Source organism: Streptomyces fuscichromogenes (genome assembly GCF_014645815.1).
Classification (GTDB): domain Bacteria; phylum Actinomycetota; class Actinomycetes; order Streptomycetales; family Streptomycetaceae; genus Streptomyces; species Streptomyces fuscichromogenes.
In genome coordinates, this window is the sequence record NZ_BMML01000034.1 from 30,087 (window position 1) to 48,024 (window position 17,938).

Annotated in this window: 9 protein-coding genes and 1 pseudogene; 4 read left to right on the top strand and 6 right to left on the bottom strand. The window is 72.8% G+C overall.

What is annotated here, in order from left to right:
• Position 1: 1 nt before the first annotated feature.
• The gene (locus tag IEZ11_RS44140) at positions 2–835 is read right to left on the bottom strand and encodes a rhomboid-like protein (RefSeq protein WP_189268734.1); all 834 of its coding nucleotides are present in this window, start codon (positions 833–835) and stop codon (positions 2–4) included.
• Between the two features lie 254 nt (positions 836–1,089).
• Here IEZ11_RS44140 and IEZ11_RS44145 point away from each other — a divergent pair, with 254 nt between their 5' ends.
• The 4 genes from IEZ11_RS44145 (at position 1,090) to IEZ11_RS44160 (ending at position 7,897) form a co-directional block, all read left to right on the top strand.
• A complete protein-coding gene (locus IEZ11_RS44145) occupies positions 1,090–1,797 on the top strand; it encodes a spermine/spermidine synthase domain-containing protein (RefSeq protein ID WP_189268735.1) in 708 nt (235 codons plus the stop codon).
• A gap of 110 nt (positions 1,798–1,907) precedes the next feature.
• Positions 1,908–2,648 (top strand): response regulator transcription factor, encoded by a 741-nt coding sequence (locus IEZ11_RS44150; RefSeq protein ID WP_189268736.1) that lies wholly within the window; start codon positions 1,908–1,910, stop codon positions 2,646–2,648.
• On the top strand, positions 2,645–3,751 hold the full coding sequence (locus IEZ11_RS44155) for a sensor histidine kinase (RefSeq protein ID WP_189268737.1): 1,107 nt from the start codon (positions 2,645–2,647) through the stop codon (positions 3,749–3,751). Before IEZ11_RS44150 ends, IEZ11_RS44155 begins: the two co-directional genes overlap by 4 nt.
• Before the next feature lie 327 nt (positions 3,752–4,078).
• Complete coding sequence (locus tag IEZ11_RS44160) at positions 4,079–7,897, top strand: multifunctional oxoglutarate decarboxylase/oxoglutarate dehydrogenase thiamine pyrophosphate-binding subunit/dihydrolipoyllysine-residue succinyltransferase subunit (protein WP_189268738.1); 3,819 nt, start codon at positions 4,079–4,081, stop codon at positions 7,895–7,897.
• A 75-nt stretch (positions 7,898–7,972) separates the two neighbouring features.
• Here IEZ11_RS44160 and fxsT read toward each other — a convergent pair whose 3' ends face one another.
• The 5 genes and pseudogenes from fxsT to IEZ11_RS44185 all read right to left on the bottom strand — a co-directional run bounded on the left by fxsT (position 7,973) and on the right by IEZ11_RS44185 (position 17,935).
• Positions 7,973–11,002 carry an FxSxx-COOH system tetratricopeptide repeat protein gene (gene fxsT, locus IEZ11_RS44165; protein ID WP_189268739.1) on the bottom strand — a complete coding sequence of 1,010 codons (3,030 nt, stop codon included), beginning with the start codon at positions 11,000–11,002 and terminating at the stop codon, positions 7,973–7,975.
• A gap of 109 nt (positions 11,003–11,111) precedes the next feature.
• Positions 11,112–12,581, bottom strand: a complete 1,470-nt coding sequence (locus IEZ11_RS44170) for an aKG-HExxH-type peptide beta-hydroxylase (protein WP_189268777.1) — start codon at positions 12,579–12,581, stop codon at positions 11,112–11,114.
• 270 nt (positions 12,582–12,851) lie between these two features.
• Positions 12,852–14,012 (bottom strand): annotated as a pseudogene (locus IEZ11_RS44175) (FxsB family cyclophane-forming radical SAM/SPASM peptide maturase); the annotation flags it as partial.
• 183 nt (positions 14,013–14,195) lie between these two features.
• Entirely contained in the window at positions 14,196–14,408 is a 213-nt protein-coding gene (gene fxsA / locus IEZ11_RS44180; protein ID WP_229713741.1) for an FxSxx-COOH cyclophane-containing RiPP peptide, read from the bottom strand.
• Positions 14,409–14,437: 29 nt separating this feature from the next.
• Positions 14,438–17,935: an SAV_2336 N-terminal domain-related protein gene (locus IEZ11_RS44185; RefSeq protein ID WP_229713742.1), complete on the bottom strand. Its 3,498-nt coding sequence runs from the start codon at positions 17,933–17,935 to the stop codon at positions 14,438–14,440.
• Between the last annotated feature and the right edge of the window lie 3 nt (positions 17,936–17,938).

Here is a 17,938-nt window from a genome sequence, read left to right on the forward strand (position 1 = left end):
TTCAGGCGGCGGCGAGGGCGACGGCCGGGTCCTGGGCCCGCTCCCGCCGCCAGCGTCGTACCGCCGGCCACAGCGCCGTCCCGATGGCCAGCGCGATCAGGTGGCCCCAGTTGGTCATCGGATCCTGGAAGGCGAGGAGGTCGGCGAGGAGGCTGTAGCCGACGAGGGCGAGCAGCGGCCAGCGCAGCCAGGGGGTGAGCAGGCCGGAGAGCGCGCCGATGCTGGCGGCCGTGCCGAAGCTGATGCCGTAGTCGAGCCGGTGCAGGGAGCTGTCGGGGAGGTGGCCGACCAGGACCGCGAGGCCGACCGGCACCTCGGTCGCGAGCGTCGCCAGGACATGGCCGGTCAGGAAGACGAGGATCGCGCGGGCACCGCCTATCCGCCGCTCCAGCGCGGTCAGCACCAGCACGAAGGCCAGTGCGAACGGCGACAGCAACCCGCCGGCGACCCACAGCGCGCTGGCCAGCAGGACGAAGACGGGGGTGCGCAGCAGGTGCGCGACGTCGGTGCTGGAGTCCTGGTAGAGCGCGTGCAGCAGGCCGGGTCCCGCGTAGCTCGCGAAGAGCGAGGTCAGGGCCAGGATCGTCGTATAGGCGAAGATCACCGGGGTGCCGGTGGGAGTGGGCAGCAGCAGCCAGGGGCGCAGCCGCAGGCGGTGCGGACGCCCGGCGGGCAGCCGCCAGGGGCTCAGGAGAAGGGCGGGACCCGGTGCGCTCGGGGCGGTGACCGCGACCACGCCGCGCTGGCGGGGCACGCCGTCGAGCAGGGCGGCGACGTCCCCGGCGGGAAGGGGCTCGGGCGTGGGCGTCGATGCGGCCCTCGCGGTCCGTTCCACGGTGAGGCGCTCCTTCCGTTTCACCCCACCCTTCGCCGTCCGCCGAGCCGCTGTCTGTGACCGGCGCCACCCATCGGACGATTCACAGGATTTTCTGAAGAACCAAGAGGGGTCACGAGGAACCATACGAGCCGGATCCGGGCACCCGTGGACGCGAAGCGCCGGGCAACCCCTCGAACGGGTGACACCCGTGCGGCTGCCCGGCACCCGTAATTCGGGTGGCCGCAAAGCCCTGTTGGGGCAGGATGGCGGCCATGACGTCCTCGGCCCCCGCGACCTCCGCCCATGCCGGTCCGCCCGGAACCCCCGTGGTCCTGGACCGGCGTGACGGACCGTACGGCGAGGTGGTGCTGCGCCGGCACGGTGAGCTCCTGCAGATCATCGCCAACGGGTGCTTCCTGATGGACACCTCCGACGGACGTTCGGAACGGCTGCTCGTGGACGCCGCCCGGCGGGCGCTGGACGGGCGGAGCGAGCCGGCGGTGCTGATCGGCGGGCTGGGCGTCGGGTTCTCGCTCGCCCATGCCGCACAGGACCCCCGCTGGGGACGGATCACGGTCGTGGAACGGGAGCCGGCGGTCGTCGACTGGCACCGGGACGGTCCGCTCTCGGCGTTCTCCGCCCGCGCGTTCACCGATCCGCGCACGACCGTCGTACAGGGCGACCTCGTCACTTACGTCCATGAGACATCGGACACGTTCGACGCGCTGTGCCTGGACATCGACAACGGCCCCGGCTGGACCGTCGACCAGGGCAACGAGGGACTCTACTCACCGGCCGGACTCGCGGGCTGCGCAAGGGTGTTGAAGCCGGGCGGGGTACTGGCCGTCTGGTCGGCGCAGCCCTCCGCGGAATTCGAGGGATCCTTGCGGAATGCCGGGTTCCAACGGGTGCGTACCGAAGAGGTGCCGGTTGCCCGGGGCGTTCCGGACGTCGTCCACCTTGCCGTCCGCCCTGGATAGCGAGTGCGCCTCCTGTCACCGTAATGTGCATCCCTGACGCGGATCATTCAAGCGTCAATCGCAGTCATGGGATCACCCCACTGGTTCCGGAAAGCACACAGGGGCGGGCGATGGAGCAGACACACACCTCGCACAACGGCACGGCGACGGCGACTCCGGGCGCCCAGCGCCGGGTTCTGGTCGTGGAGGACGACCCCACGATCGTCGACGCCATCGCGGTCCGCCTGCGCGCCGAGGGATTCCTCGTGCAAACCGCGGGCGACGGACCGACGGCCGTGGACACCGCCGAGGCCTGGCAGCCCGACCTGCTGATCCTCGACATCATGCTGCCCGGCTTCGACGGTCTGGAGGTCTGCCGGCGCGTGCAGGCCGCGCGCCCGGTGCCGGTGCTGATGCTCACCGCGCGCGACGACGAGACCGACATGCTGGTCGGCCTCGGGGTCGGCGCCGACGACTACATGACCAAGCCGTTCTCCATGCGGGAGCTGGCGGCGCGCGTGCACGTGCTGCTGCGGCGGGTGGAGCGGGCGGCCATCGCGGCCTCCACGCCCCGCTCCGGCATCCTGCGCCTGGGCGAGCTGGAGATCGACCACGCGCAGCGCCGGGTCCGGGTGCGCAGCGAGGACGTCCACCTCACCCCCACCGAGTTCGACCTCCTCGTCTGCCTGGCGAACACCCCGCGCGCGGTGCTCTCCCGTGAGCAGCTGCTCGCCGAGGTGTGGGACTGGGCGGACGCCTCCGGCACCCGCACGGTCGACAGCCACATCAAGGCGCTGCGCCGGAAGATCGGCGCCGAGCGGATCCGCACCGTGCACGGTGTGGGCTACGCGCTGGAGACCCCGACGCCATGAGCGGCGGCCCGGCCGGACCGAGAGACCCCGGGGAGGAGCCCTGGGGCGGTGTACGCCCGTTCTCGATCAAGACCAAACTGGGCGCGCTCGTCGTCGTGTCCGTACTGATCACGACAGGCCTGTCGATGATCGCGGTGCACACCAAGACGGAGCTGCGCTTCATCACGGTCTTCTCGATGATCGCCACACTCCTGATAACGCAGTTCGTGGCGCATTCGCTCACCGCGCCGCTGGACGACATGAACCTGGTGGCCCGGTCGATCGCGCAGGGCGACTACACGCGCCGGGTGCGCGAGAACCGCCGGGACGAGCTGGGCGACCTCGCCGAGACGATCAACGTCATGGCCGACGAGCTGGAGGCCCAGGACCGCCAGCGCAAGGAGCTGGTCGCGAACGTCTCGCACGAGCTGCGCACGCCCATCGCGGGCCTGCGGGCCGTCCTGGAGAACGTCGTCGACGGCATCGCCGAGCCGGACACCGAGACGATGCGCACCGCGCTGAAGCAGACCGAGCGCCTCGGCCGGCTGGTCGAGACCCTCCTCGACCTGTCCCGGCTCGACAACGGCGTCGTACCGCTGCGGCAGCGCCGCTTCGAGGTGTGGCCGTACCTCTCGGGCGTGCTCAAGGAGGCCAACATGGTCGCCGGGGCGCGCGGGCTCGCCTCGAACTCCGGGAGCCACACCCGTACCGACGTCCATCTGCACCTCGACGTCTCCCCGCCCGAGCTGACCACGCACGCCGACCCGGAGCGCATCCACCAGGTCGTGGTGAACCTGATCGACAACGCGGTCAAGCACAGCCCGGCACACGGCCGGGTGACCGTGAAGGCGCGGCGCGGACCGCAGCCGGAGTCGCTGGAACTGGAGGTCCTGGACGAGGGCCCCGGCATTCCGCGCTCGGAGTGGCACCGCGTCTTCGAACGCTTCAACCGCGGCTCCGTACGGCGGCCGCACGGTCCGGGCAGCGACGGCGGCACCGGACTGGGGCTGGCGATCGCCCGGTGGGCGGTGGATCTGCACGGCGGCCGGATCGGCGTGGCCGAATCCGAGCGGGGCTGCAGGATTATCGTCACTCTCCCGGGGCTTTCATCCGTGCCAAGTTGACGTAAAGTTCGATCCGGAGCCTCAAGATCCACCTGCGGTCCGCACCGCCGTCCGCGCAGCCGGACACGTGTGGTCAGGTACGGCCCCCGCGCACGTCGCGGCAGGCGCCGGAGCGAGGTGATCACCGGCGGGGGCGGAGCCATGCCCGGTTCGGCCCTTTCACAGCGCAACCACGCTTGTTTCCCGCCATATCAAGCCCTGAAACCCGGTTTTTGATGTGACTTACGCGACGATGAACCGGCCCGACCTGACCTTCGCGGTCTTGGAGGCGTAGCCTTAATTCCCGCTGTCCATCACCTTGTGAAGCGGAAGAGGGCGGTTGCCGCCGTGTCGCCACAGTCCCCCAGTAACTCGAGCATCTCCACCGACGCAGACCAAGCGGGCAAGAATCCCGCAGCCGCGTTCGGACCGAACGAGTGGCTCGTCGACGAGATCTATCAGCAGTACCTCCAGGACCCGAACTCGGTAGACCGTGCCTGGTGGGACTTCTTCGCCGACTACAAGCCGGGGGCGCCCGCCGCCTCGGCTCCGGCGGGTACCGCGGCCGCGGGGGCCGCGGGCACCACCTCCACGACACCCGCACCGGCCCAGCCGGCGGCTCCGGCGCCCGCCGCCGCTCCCGCCGCGAAGGCGCCCGCCGCGCCCGCTCCGGCCGCCCCGGTGGCCGCTCCCCAGGCCGCGGCCCCCGCTCCGGCGCCCGCGAAGCCCGCCGCCGCCCCGGCCGCGGCGAAGCCGGCCCCGGCCGCCGCGAAGGCCGCGCCCGCCGCCGCGGCGCCCGACGGTCCCGAGCTGGTCACCCTGCGTGGTCCCGCCGCCGCCGTCGCGAAGAACATGAGCGCCTCGCTGGACGTGCCGACGGCCACCTCGGTCCGCGCGGTCCCGGTGAAGCTGTTGTTCGACAACCGCATCGTCATCAACAACCATCTCAAGCGCGCCCGGGGCGGGAAGATCTCCTTCACGCACCTGATCGGCTTCGCGATGGTGCAGGCCCTCAAGGCCATGCCGTCGATGAACTACTCCTTCGCGGAGAAGGACGGCAAGCCGACCCTGGTCAAGCCGCCGCACGTGAACTTCGGCCTGGCCATCGACCTGGTGAAGCCCAACGGCGACCGCCAGCTCGTCGTGGCCGGCATCAAGAAGGCCGAGACGCTGAACTTCTTCGAGTTCTGGCAGGCCTACGAGGACATCGTCCGTCGCGCCCGCGACAACAAGCTGACGATGGACGACTTCACCGGCGTCACGGTCTCCCTGACCAACCCCGGCGGCCTCGGCACCGTCCACTCGGTCCCGCGTCTGATGCCCGGCCAGTCGGTCATCATGGGCGTCGGCTCCATGGACTACCCGGCGGAGTTCCAGGGCACCAGCCAGGACACCCTGAACAAGCTCGGCATCTCGAAGGTCATGACGCTCACGTCGACCTACGACCACCGGGTCATCCAGGGCGCCGCCTCCGGCGAGTTCCTGCGCCAGGTCGCGAACCTCCTGCTCGGCGAGAGCGGCTTCTACGACGACATCTTCGAGGCCCTGCGCATCCCCTACGAGCCGGTCCGCTGGCTGCGGGACATCGACGCCTCGCACGACGACGACGTCACCAAGGCCGCCCGCGTCTTCGAGCTGATCCACTCCTACCGGGTCCGCGGCCACGTCATGGCCGACACCGACCCGCTGGAGTACAAGCAGCGCAAGCACCCCGACCTGGACATCATCGAGCACGGCCTCACCCTGTGGGACCTGGAGCGCGAGTTCGCCGTCGGCGGCTTCGCCGGCAAGTCGATGATGAAGCTGCGCGACATCCTCGGCGTGCTGCGCGACTCGTACTGCCGCACCACCGGCATCGAGTTCATGCACATCCAGGACCCGAAGCAGCGCAAGTGGATCCAGGACCGCGTGGAGCGCCCGCACTCCAAGATGGAGCGCGAGGAGCAGCTGCGGATCCTGCGCCGCCTGAACGCGGCGGAGGCCTTCGAGACCTTCCTGCAGACGAAGTACGTCGGCCAGAAGCGCTTCTCCCTGGAGGGCGGCGAGTCCGTCATCCCGCTGCTCGACGCGGTGATCGACTCCGCCGCCGAGTCCCGCCTGGACGAGGTCATCATCGGCATGGCCCACCGCGGCCGCCTGAACATCCTCGCGAACATCGTCGGCAAGTCGTACGCGCAGATCTTCCGCGAGTTCGAGGGCAACCTCGACCCGAAGTCGATGCACGGCTCCGGCGACGTGAAGTACCACCTGGGCGCCGAGGGCACCTTCACCGGCCTGGACGGCGAGCAGATCAAGGTCTCGCTGGCCGCCAACCCGTCCCACCTGGAGACGGTCGACCCGGTCATCGAGGGCATCGCCCGCGCCAAGCAGGACGTCATCAACAAGGGCGGCACGGACTTCACGGTGCTGCCGGTGGCGATCCATGGCGACGCGGCCTTCGCGGGCCAGGGCGTGGTGGCCGAGACCCTGAACATGTCGCAGCTGCGCGGCTACCGCACCGGCGGCACGGTCCACGTCGTCATCAACAACCAGGTCGGCTTCACCGCGGCCCCCGAGTCCTCGCGCTCCTCGATGTACGCGACGGACGTGGCCCGCATGATCGAGGCCCCGATCTTCCACGTGAACGGCGACGACCCCGAGGCCGTCGTCCGCGTCGCGCGACTGGCCTTCGAGTTCCGCCAGGCGTTCAACAAGGACGTGGTGATCGACCTCATCTGCTACCGCCGCCGCGGTCACAACGAGTCGGACAACCCGGCCTTCACCCAGCCGCTGATGTACGACCTGATCGACAAGAAGCGCTCGGTGCGCAAGCTCTACACCGAGTCCCTGATCGGTCGCGGCGACATCACCCTGGAAGAGGCCGAGCAGGCCCTCCAGGACTACCAGGGCCAGCTGGAGAAGGTCTTCACGGAGGTCCGTGAGGCCACCTCGCAGCCGGCCGCCGGTGCGGTCCACGAACCGCAGGACGGCTTCCCGGTGGCCGTGCCGACGGCGATCTCCTCGGAGACCGTCAAGCGCATCGCCGAGTCCCAGGTCAACATCCCGGACTACTTCACCGTCCACCCGCGTCTGCTGCCGCAGCTGCAGCGCCGGGCGGCGATGATCGAGGACGGCACGATCGACTGGGGCATGGGCGAGACCCTCGCCATCGGCTCGCTGCTGATGGAGGGCACCCCGGTGCGCCTCTCCGGCCAGGACTCCCAGCGCGGCACCTTCGGCCAGCGGCACGCGGTCCTGATCGACCGGGAGACGGGCGCGGACTACACCCCGCTCCTCTACCTGTCCGAGGACCAGGCCCGCTACAACGTCTACAACTCGCTGCTCTCCGAATACGCGGTGATGGGCTTCGAGTACGGCTACTCGCTGGCCCGCCCGGACGCGCTGGTCATGTGGGAGGCGCAGTTCGGCGACTTCACCAACGGCGCCCAGTCGGTCATCGACGAGTACATCTCGGCGGCGGAGCAGAAGTGGGGCCAGACGTCCGGCGTCACGCTCCTCCTCCCGCACGGCTACGAGGGACAGGGTCCGGACCACTCCTCGGCCCGCATCGAGCGCTTCCTCCAGCTGTGCGCGCAGAACAACATGACGGTCGCGATGCCGACCCTCCCGTCGAACTACTTCCACCTCCTGCGGTGGCAGGTGCACAACCCGCACCACAAGCCGCTGGTCGTCTTCACCCCGAAGTCGATGCTGCGCCTCAAGGCCGCGGCCTCGAAGGCGGAGGAGTTCACGAGCGGTCAGTTCCGCCCGGTCATCGGCGACTCGTCGGTGGACCCGAACGCGGTCCGCAAGGTCGTCTTCTGCACCGGCAAGGTCTACTACGACCTGGAGGCCGAGCGGCAGAAGCGCGGCGTCACGGACACCGCGATCATCCGGCTGGAGCGGCTGTACCCGCTGCCGGGTGCGGAGCTCCAGGCCGAGGTCAACAAGTACCCGAACGCCGAGAAATACCTGTGGACGCAGGAGGAGCCGGCGAACCAGGGTGCCTGGCCGTTCATCGCGCTCAACCTGATCGACCACCTGGACCTGGCGGTCGGCGCGGACGTCCCGGCCGGCGAGCGGCTGCGCCGCATCTCGCGCCCGCACTCCTCGTCCCCGGCGGTGGGTTCGGCCAAGCGCCACCAGGCGGAGCAGGAGCAGCTGGTGCGTGAGGTCTTCGAGGCGTAGTCCTCCGGCAGCACGGCACCAGGAAGGGCCCGGCCCCCGTCACGGGGGCCGGGCCTTTCGGCGTTCGCTTCCGCCTCAGCTCGCCTGGGGCTCGAAGTCCCAGTACGGGCGGTTGCGGACGCGGGCGGAGACGGTGTGGATGTGGTGGCTGCCCAGCGTCGCCTCCAGGTCCGCCAGGGCCTCCTGCTCGACCTTCGCGGCCTCCGGGCGGGAGCGCAGGCCGCGCAGGTCGGCCGCGTGGGCGACGCGGGCCGACAGGGTCAGCGGGTGGGTACGGCCGAGGGCCTCGGCGGCCCGGACCACGGTGATCCTGCTCAGTTCCGCGGCGGACTCCATGTCGCCGACGAGACTGCGCAGCGCGGAGGTGTTGACGGCACAGCCGAGCGTGTAGGGGTGGCTCTCCCCCACCGCCTCGGTCATCTCGGCCAGCGCCCGCTCGATCAGGACCAGACCGTGGTCCCATTCGCCCACGTTGCGCAGGACCAGCGCCAGGTTCACCCGGGCACCGACCACGAACGGGTGCCCCTGCGGGAGCAGTTGCTCGTAGCGGGCCAGGACGGACTCGCCGGTCTCGCGGGCCAGGTCGATGTCGCCGTGCTCGCGGTGGAAGCAGCTGTGGCTGACGGCAGCGGACAGGGTGAGCAGATTCCGGTCGCCGAGTTTGCGTTCGAAGCCGTCCAGCACCTTGGCGAGCAGCGTGCCGGCCGCCGCCCGGTCCCCGCCGCGCAGCCTGCACAGGGCCAGGTTGTGCTCGGCGCGCAGGGTGTCCTGGTGGGTCTCGCCCGCGACCAGCCGGTACTCGCGTACGTTGGCGACCTGGATGGACTCGGCCTCCGCGTAGCGGCCCAGCAGCCTGAGACCGATCGCGTACGACACCTCGGAGAACAGCGTCCACAGGTGCCGGCCGGTCAGCACGAGCCGGCGCTGCTCCAGGGTCCGCCGGTCGATCTCCAGCGCCTCCTGGTAGCGGCCCGTCAGCCGGAGGGCGAAGCCCAGGTTGTTCAGCGCGTTGAGGGTCCGCGCGTCCTGCTCGCCGAGGAGTTCCCGATAGGCGGGATACAGCTGTTCGTTCAGTGCGAGGGCTTCGGCGTAGTGGCCCTGGAGGCCCACGTCGGCCGCGAGTCCGCTGAGCACGCGCAGATAGTCGAGATCGTGTTCGCCGCGTTCCTGGCGCAGCTGCTCCGCCGCCGCACGCTCGATGGTCTCCGCCTCCTCCAGCCGCCCGGTCGCCCGCAGCAGGTTGGCGTACTGGTAGGTGAGGTCCCAGATCCGCGGATGCGAGGCGCCCAGCAGTTCGTGCCAGGCGTCGAGGGCCCGGCGGGCGAGGTCGCGGCCGGCGGCGTACTCACCCGCGAAGTACATGTAGCGAAGGCAGTTGAGGACCAGGGTCTGCACCCTGCGGTCCGTGCTGCCGAGGACGTCGGCGTACGGGAGGTGCGGCACGAGCTCCGCGTACGTCGCCCAGCTGCGGGTGTCGGTGGGACGGCCGGGGTCGGCCTCGGCCAGCGCCCGCCGCACCACGTCGACGAAGTCCCGGCGCTCCTCGCCGGGCATGTCCCTGGCGACGGCCTGGTGCACCATCCGGTGCAGGTACACCGACTCCCCGGCCGACGACTCGGCGTCCGCGCCGACCTCGTGGGACTCCAGCCGGACCACGGAGTACTGGCGCAGCTGGTTGATCGCCCGGTTCCACAGGAGCGGATCGTCCAGCAGCCCTCTCAGCTGTTCCGGCAGGTCGTCGTGGGACATCTCGCGCAGCAGGCGCACCGGGATGAAACCCGGCGCGAAGAACGTGCACAGGCGCAGCAGGGCGACGGACTCCGGGACCATGTCCCGCAAGGTGTTCAGCAGGATCGACCACGCCGTCTGGAAGGCCACCGGGAAGTCGGCGGACACCCGGACCACGTCCTGGTCGACACCGCCCTCCAGGAGCTCGATGTAGTGCTCGACGGACAGGCCGGAGTCGTTCAGCCAGCCGGCCGACTGGTCCAGCAGCAGGGGCAGGTCCTCCAGGGCCTCGGCGAGCTGGTCGGCCTCGTGATCGGTGAGCCGGGGCGCGCGGCGCCGGATGAAGGCGATCGACTCGTCACGGGTGTAGACCCGCACTTCGAGCAGCTCGCTGTTGTGCGCCCCCCACTCCAGATTGCGGGAGGTGATGACCACATGGCCCGGTCCGGTGGGGACCAGGTCCGAGATCTGGTCCGGCTCGTCCGCGCCGTCCAGGATCAGCAGCCAGCGGGAGAAGGGTGTGCCCCGGCGCAGGGAGTCACGGACCGCGCGGAGCCGCTCCCCGTACTCGTCGCCGGTGGGCAGGCCGAGTCTCGGGGCGAGTTCGGCCAGCAGGCGGCGGCAGGAGACCCGGCTCTCCGCGTTGACCCACCACACCACGTCGTACTCGGAACCGAAGCGGTAGACGTACTCGGCGGCCAGCTGGGTCTTGCCCACCCCCGACATGCCGAACAGCGTGACGACACCGGCTCCCGGTTCGCTGTCCCGGAGCAGGCGGTACGCGTCGGTCAGCACCGGATCGCGGCCCGTGAAGCGGGTGTTGCGGCGCGGCACACCGCCCCACACCTCGGGCATCGCGGCGGGGAAGCGGGGGCCGCGGCGGCCCTCGTCCGGCGGACGGCCGTCGGCCCGCAGCTCCAGCCGGTCCAGCAGCCGCCGTTCCGCCTCGTCGTCGCCCATGTTGGTCAGGTCGACCGGTGCCAGTACGGCGACGGCGGAGGGGACGGCCGTGCCGGTGACGGAGACGGCGGCGAACTTGGCGGGGTCCGGTGCGACGACCTCGCGCAGAGCCTCGTTCCACTCCGCGAAGGTGCGCGGACCGAGCTGGAAGTACTGCTCGCTCACCAGGATGAGGACCCGGCCCTCGGCGAGCGCGAGGCCGCGCAGGAGGTCCACCAGGGTCTCCTCCGCCGGGGAGTCCCAGCGCAGGTAGACGACCCGGACGCCGCGCCGCTCCAGCCTGTCGCCGATCCACGCCGCCCAGGCCCGGTTGAACGAGGCGAAGCTGATCGTGATCGTCTGCCTCACGGCCCCCCTTTCGGTCGGCCTGACCGGCGTGGGCGTTCCGGACCTGTCACGGCCGCCACGCGTGGCCATCGGCTTCGGGCATGCGGTGGTCTTCCCCGGATCGCCAGAAAGCGTAGGGCCTCGGCGCGGTTCTCCGGTAGGTCACCGACGCGGTGACAACCGGCGGGCAGGCGATCCATCACTCTTCCGGGTGCCGGACCGCGGGGCCGTGCCGCCGCGTCCACAGGTCGCGTGCCTCTTTCACGGACGCCTCCGCCCGCGCCGTGTGTCCCCGGGGCGCGGGGAACTCGGCCATCCGCTCGTGGGTGGCGACGAGCTGGTCCACGAACCGGCGCCCCCGCGCGGTGAGATCCTCGGACCCCACCAGGGCGGGCAGCGCCGCCGCCACCTGGGCGCGGTAACGCGCGTGCTGCGCCCAGGCCGTCTCACGGTGTCCCGGGCGCTCGGCCCGGAGCGCGCAGCGCTGGAAGAAGTCGGCCAGCGCCAGATGCGAGTACACGCCCTGCAACAGGCCGTCGTACGGTCGTGGATCGGGCCGCCAGGGGGCGAAGTGGCGTGGCCGCGGCCCGGCGTGGTGCAACTCCAGCAGGTCGCTGAGCGCGGAGAGTTTCGTGTGCTGGAGCTCGTGCACGATGGTCGCGGCGAACGTGGCCGGCGTGGGCGGAGTGCTGCTGAGCAGCGCTCCGAAGGCCTCGCGGCGGGTGCCGCTGCAGCTGCCGACTCCCTCGGCGTCCGGGCCGGACCGTGGCGGTTCGGCGAGCGGTACCAGGCAGCGCAGCAGGGCGACGGCTTCGGTCACCCGGTGCTCGCCGCCCAGCCGCAGCATGTCGGCGGTCCCCGACCAGGCCTGCAGCCAGCGCTTCCGGCCCGCCTCGTCGAGCACGGTCGGACCGCTCAGTTCGTGGTGGCGGGAGTCGCCGGGCACCGTGCGGTACGGATCCAGGTCGTCCAGCGGCATGGGCGGGCCCTCGGGCAGCAGGCCGGGCAGGGCGTACGCGGGCGTCCACCCGGGCGCCACGGACCAGGCGCCGATACCGTCCTCCAACTGCACCACGGCATCCGTCGCGCCTTTTTGACGCAGTGTCAGCCGTCCGCCCGCACAGACGACGTCGACCGGGCCCTCCCCGGGCCCGGCCGTGCGCAGCGCCCCGAGCGACGGCAGCACGAGCAGACCGTCCCGGGCGGTCAGCCGTACGGCGAAGGGGATTCCGGCGCGGGCGGCGGCCGCGGCGGCGAGAGCGCCGAGGTGGGCGAGGTCACGTCCGAGGCCGTGGACGCGTCGCTCGGTGGGCGGTCCGGCTTCCGGTGCCAGACCGCGCAGGCACTGGCGGGCCCAGGGGCCGACCAGGGGATGGAGGAGACGGGCCCGCGCGGGGGTCGTCGCGTGCGGCGGTGCCGGGTTCCGCCGGTCCCCGGGCGGGAGGGCCCGGTCGGCCTCCTCCAGCAGGTGCCAGTGCTCGCGCAGCCGGTCCCGGGCACCGGCCGGGAGGACCGCCGCGTCCACGCCGTCGACCGCGTCGAGCAGGGCGCGCAGCGTCAGCAGGCGCCGGGTGTCCTGGTCGCGCACCAGGAGCGCCAGGGTCTCGGCATCGCCTTCGGTACGGCCCAGCACGGCCAGGGACCGATCCGGGAACACGGGAAACAACATGGACACGGACCTCTTCGCGGGCATCTCGGGCTCCTTGGGCTCCTTGGGCTCCATAGGCGCCTTGGGCTCCATGGACACCTTGGGCGCCATGGACGCCTTGGGCGCCATGAGCACCTTGGGCTCCCCCGGCTCCATGAACTCCCCGGGCCCCTTGGACTCTTCGAACTCCATGGGCTCTTCGGACCCCATGGGCTCTTCGGACCCATTGGGCCCTTCGGAATGCATGGGCTCCCCGGCCTCGGACGGCACGTGGACGGCTTCCGGAGGTGCGGGAGTCGGCTGTGTGGCCGTGGTGAGCCGCTCGTGCACATGCCGGATGAAGCGCTGGAGGTCGGCGCAGTACACGGAGGGGTTCGCGAAGCCGTGCCCGGCCCGGTAGCGGTGGGCGTAGTGGCCGCCGCCGCAGACGTCGAGCAGCGGACAGGCCCGGCACTGCGCCGAGAGCGCCGCGGCACCGGCCTGCCGGGCCGCCACCCCGGGATGCCGCAACGCGTCGTCGAAGCCGTGCCGGAACACGTCCAGGCCGGTCGCGGCGGCGCCCTCGTAGGCGGACTTCAGCGAGTCGACCTGCTCGATGGATCCGTCGGTCTCCACGACGACCGCGTCGAACGGGGCGAGCCCCAGCGACTCGGTGGCGGCCGGCAGGCCCAGCAGCAGCGCGATGCACTCCTCGAACAGCCGTACCCGTACGTCCCGTTGCCCGGACCGCCACCAGCGGTCGAAGACCGCGCAGAGCCAGTCGCCGTAGCGGGTGGCCGCCAGGCCCGGCGGCGGCGCGGACCAGTTGCCGTGCGGCAGCAGCAGGTCGAGGGCCGGCGGGCGCAGGGCGAGCAGGGAGTCGTAGGTCTCCACCGGGTCCAGGCCCGGGTCGACGACCGTGAGGACTCCCGCGTACGCGTCCGGGAAGCGCTCGGCGACCAGCCGGGCCCCGCGCGAGGCGGCCGGCCAGGAGGGGCGTCCCGCGTGGTCGACGCGGCGGGCGTTGTGCGCGGCGAGCCCGCCGTCCAGGCTGATGCCGACCCGTATGCCGTGCCGGGCCAGGGTCGTCATCCGTGCCTCGGTGAGGAGGGTGGCGTTGGTCTGGACGGTGGCCTGGACCGTACAGCCGGCGGGAACGCGGTCGCGTACGAGGTCGGTGAAACGGGCCAGCGTGCCGACTCCCGCGAGCAGGGGTTCACCGCCGTGCAGGACCAGCGAGACCGCCGTCAGCGCGTGGCCGCGCGCGTGCTCGGCGATCCGGTCCGCCGTGCGGTCGAGAACCGCGGCCGATGTCGCCACGGGGCGTTCGCGCCAGGTGTGGTCGGGGCCCTCGTACAGGTAGCAGTAACGGCAGGCCAGATTGCAGCGGCCGTGCACCTTGACGATGAACTGCCGGAACGGCGAGGGCCCGGCGCGGCCCCGTCCGCTCCCGGCCGCGGCCTGTCCAGACACGTCGGTCACCCCCCGCCTCCGCGGCCCGGCCCGTCCGGCCCGAGCACACCACGTCCGGCACGTACGACACTGCCTTCCCAGCGGGCCGCCGACCACAAACACCGGCCCCGACGCCCGTCCGACGGGACGTCGAGGCGCTCGGACCGGCCGGCTGCCCGGCCCGCCGGGCCGGTACCGCCCCTTCTAGAACGCGTTGTTGAACCCCCAGAGCATCTCGGTCGGCCGGACCGCGCGTTCCGCCAGCTCCGCGAGCACCTCGCGCAGCACGGGATGGTCCACCTTCCTCAGTTCCCCCAGGTCCAGCTCCAGCAGGTCCGGCAGCGGCTCCGTCGACCCGGCCGGCTCGGGCGAGTCGGCCGACTCGTCCTCCGGCAGGGACTGGTCCCGTGCATCCACCCCAGGCTCCTCTCGCATCGTGCCGTCGCTCAGCCCTGCTCCAGCTCGGCCAGTCGCTGTGCCGTCCGGCGCGCGGTGGGCTCACCCGTGCCCACCCGGTCGTCGGGCAGCCGGGCCCACTCCGCGCGGGCGGCCCGGTAGGCCTCGCGGGCGGCACGTGGGCGGGTGGCCGCCTCGTAGGACATACCACGCCAGTGGTGCGCCTGCGCCCCCAGTTCCACGGCTTCCTGACGCGCGCGGGCCGACCCGGCGTCCGGCTCGGCGTTCCGGGCCGCCTCCGCGGCGGCCCGGAACGCGTCGACGGCCTCGTCCAGGCGGGCGGGCCGCCCCAGGCTCCGGTACGCCTCGAACTGGGCCTGCCCCAGTTCCAGCAGGCAGCGCGCCGACAGCAACGGGTCGGCGGCCTCCGCCGCCGCCAGCCCGAGCAGGTACTCGGCCTCCCGGAGGTCGACACGGTCGCCCCGGGCACGGTAGCGGAGCATCAGCCCACGCCCGAGCAGGAAGAGGCGTGGGGCGAGAGCGGGACTGCCCGACGGCGTCTCCGCGCGGCAGTCCCGCAGGACCCGGATCGCCCGGGTCAGCGGTTCGAAGGAACCCGGCCCGGTCTCCGCCGCCGCCTGCCGGAGCAGGACCTCGCCCCACTCCGCGAGGACGTCCGGACGCGCCGAAGCGTCCCGAGGCATCGACTGCGCCGCCCGCGCGAAGCTGTCCGCGGCCGCCCGCAGCTCCCGCGGCTCCCCGGACCCGGCGTACCGCGCCCTCCCGATGCGCCCCGCCCGCACCAGCAGATCCGCGCGCGTGCCCTGCTCGCGGGTGAGGGCCAGGCCCGTCTCGACGCGCTGCCGGGCCTCGTCCAGGTCACCGTCCGACGCGAGCAGCGCGTCGACCAGGTCCAGCAGGACCCGCACGCGTTCCGGGGAGGGCGCGGGCCCGGTGCCTGGATCCGCGCCGCCGGCCATGCCGTTGTCCACCCGGCTGTCCACGCCGCCGTCCACGACGCCGTCCACGACGGTGCGCAGCGAGCGCGCGCTCTGTTCCGCGTAGCCTCGGGCCTCTTCGGGGTCGCTCGTCGCACCCGCGAGACGCAGCAGGAGGCGGCCGCGGGCCAGGGCCAGTTCGGGCGGGCCGGGCGGGCCGGGCCGGTGGTCCGGCCAGGCGTCGGCGAACGCCTCCAGTACGTCTGTCGCGCCCTGGAGCGGTGCACGGCCGCCGCCCAGTTCCCACTGCGCCTCCAGCGCGCCGGCCCGCTCCAGCGTCAGCCGCAGCGCCTCCCCCTCGTCGAGGCCGGGGGCGCCGCAGGCCACGGCGTACTCCCGGTCGGCGCGGCGCAGCAGGCCCAGGGCGCCCTCCCGGTCGCCGCAGGACCTGCGGTCGGTGGCGGCGGCCCGCAGCACCCGGGCCAGGACGGCCCTTTCGCGCCGGGCGGCCGGGTGGGCCACCGCCCGGTGGGCCACCGCCCGCTTCGCCGCCTCCTCCGCCTCGCGCAGCAGCTCGGCGCCGCGCTGCACCTCCCACAGGCGCAGCGTGCAGGTCGCGTACGCCGCCCACAGCTCGGGGTCCGCCGCCGCGGGCTCGTCCTGCCCGGTCGCCCCGCGCAGCAGCCGCACGGCGTCGATGAGGTCCTGCACCATGCCGCCGGAGTCGAACCGGACGAGCAGGGCACGGGCCCGGCCGACGACCTGTCCGGCGGGACGTTCACCGGGGTGGGCGGCGGCGTCGCGGCCGTAGGGCCGGAACTGCTCGGGCAGCGGCATGAAGCGTTCCAGGACCCGGGCGGCGACCTCGGCGAAGGGCTGCGGGATCAGGGCCGAAGCGCCGTCACCGCCATTGCCGCCGCCATCGCCGCCGTCGCTGTGGCCGCCGTCGCTGTGGCCGCCGATGTCTCCGTCGACGCGGCCGTCGCCGAGCTGGACCAGGGCGAGGGCCGGGAAGTTGACGCCGCCCCGGCGGAAGCGCAGCTCGATGTACTTCGAGCAGTGTTCGAGGACGAGGAGGGCCTCGTCACGGCCGAGCGATTCGAGCAGGGCGTCCTGGACCCCGGGTTCCATCTCGAACCACTGGGTGGCGTCCGAGCCCCGGCCGCCGCGGTCCTCGCGGACGCTGGTGACCAGGCCGTTGAGGAGCACCTCGGCGAGGTCGGCGGGGCCGGAGTCGGGCAGCATGGCCCGCTGCACCAGTTGCATCACCGGCAGGCAGAGCGGGGCGGCCGCCAGGTAGACGGCGAGCCGGCAGGCGCGCGGCGAGGCGCCGGACCGGAACCTGCGGACCCGCTCGACCGGCGGCGGTGCGGTCCGCCGCGGGGACACCGGTGCGGCCGCCGGCTGGTCCGCGCGCACCCAGCCCACCGCGCCCGGGACCGGGCCGCCGATCCCCGACAGCAGCCGCGCCCACGCCCCGAGCGCCATCGGCTCCGGCGGCAGCACCGGTACCGGTACGGCGCCCGGCCCGCCCGAGACGGCCCCGGCGGCGGTACGCACCCGCAGCCGGCCGGCCCCGCCGAGTGTCTCGCCCCGGCTCAGCTCGCCGTACCGGACCGGCAGCCGGGTGCGGTTCCACATCCGCTGCGGCAGTGGCTGGAGCACGGCGACCGGGCCCTGCCGGGACAGGTGGTGGAGCAGCCGGTGGGCGCGGCCGCTGTGCCACACCGGCCCGACGCAGTCGCTGACCAGGACGGTGATCCGGCGTCCGGTCGGATCGCTGAGGTGGTCGGTGGTGTGCAGCGGGGCCGCGTGCACGTCCGCGCTGCGGCTGACCACGGCGGAGCCGTCGTGCCCGAGGTGCAGATGGCTCACCTGGATGTCCCTGAAGGCGCCCAACTGGCCGAAGACCTGGACCAGTTCGTCGAACATCCGGTCCCAGACCCGCATCGAGGCGGAGGCCTCCAGGATCAGTTGCAGTCGGGCGTCGCCCCGGGTCACCGCGCGGTACACGGGCAGGACCAGGCCGCCCGCCCGCGCGCTCTGCTCGGCGGTCGACGTCTCGTCCAGCGCGACGCGCAGCGGCGGTGCGGCACTGCGGTAGGCCTGCAACGGCCGCAGGGCACGCTGGAGTTCCAGCGGCGCGGGCAGGGCGGGGGCGGCGGGCACCCCGACCGGCACCCCGGCGATCCGCCCGCCGGCCCCGCCCTGCCCGGCGCCGTGCCGCTGCGGCACGGGGTGCAGGGACAGCCGGCGGTCGGCTCCCGCGGCCACGGCGGGCACCGGAGCCGACCGGTCCGCGTCCCCCGGGGATTCCGGGGTCGCGACGGCCTCCCACGGGCCCTGCCGTGGTACGACGCCTTCCCCGGCCGCCGCCCTCGGCGGGCCGGCGCGGGTGGCGGAACCCGGACCCGGCGGACCGTCCGGCTCCGCCCCGGCGGCGGGGCGCGTCCACCGGGCCAGCCAGAGGGCGTCGCTCAGCCCCTCGGAGTCGGGATCGAACCCGGCCCCCCGCAGTCGGCGGACGAGCTCGGCCAGGGCGCCGCCCTCCGCACCGGGCAGGTCCGGGTCGGCCGGGTCGGGTCCGGGTCGGGACGGTACGTCCGGCATCAG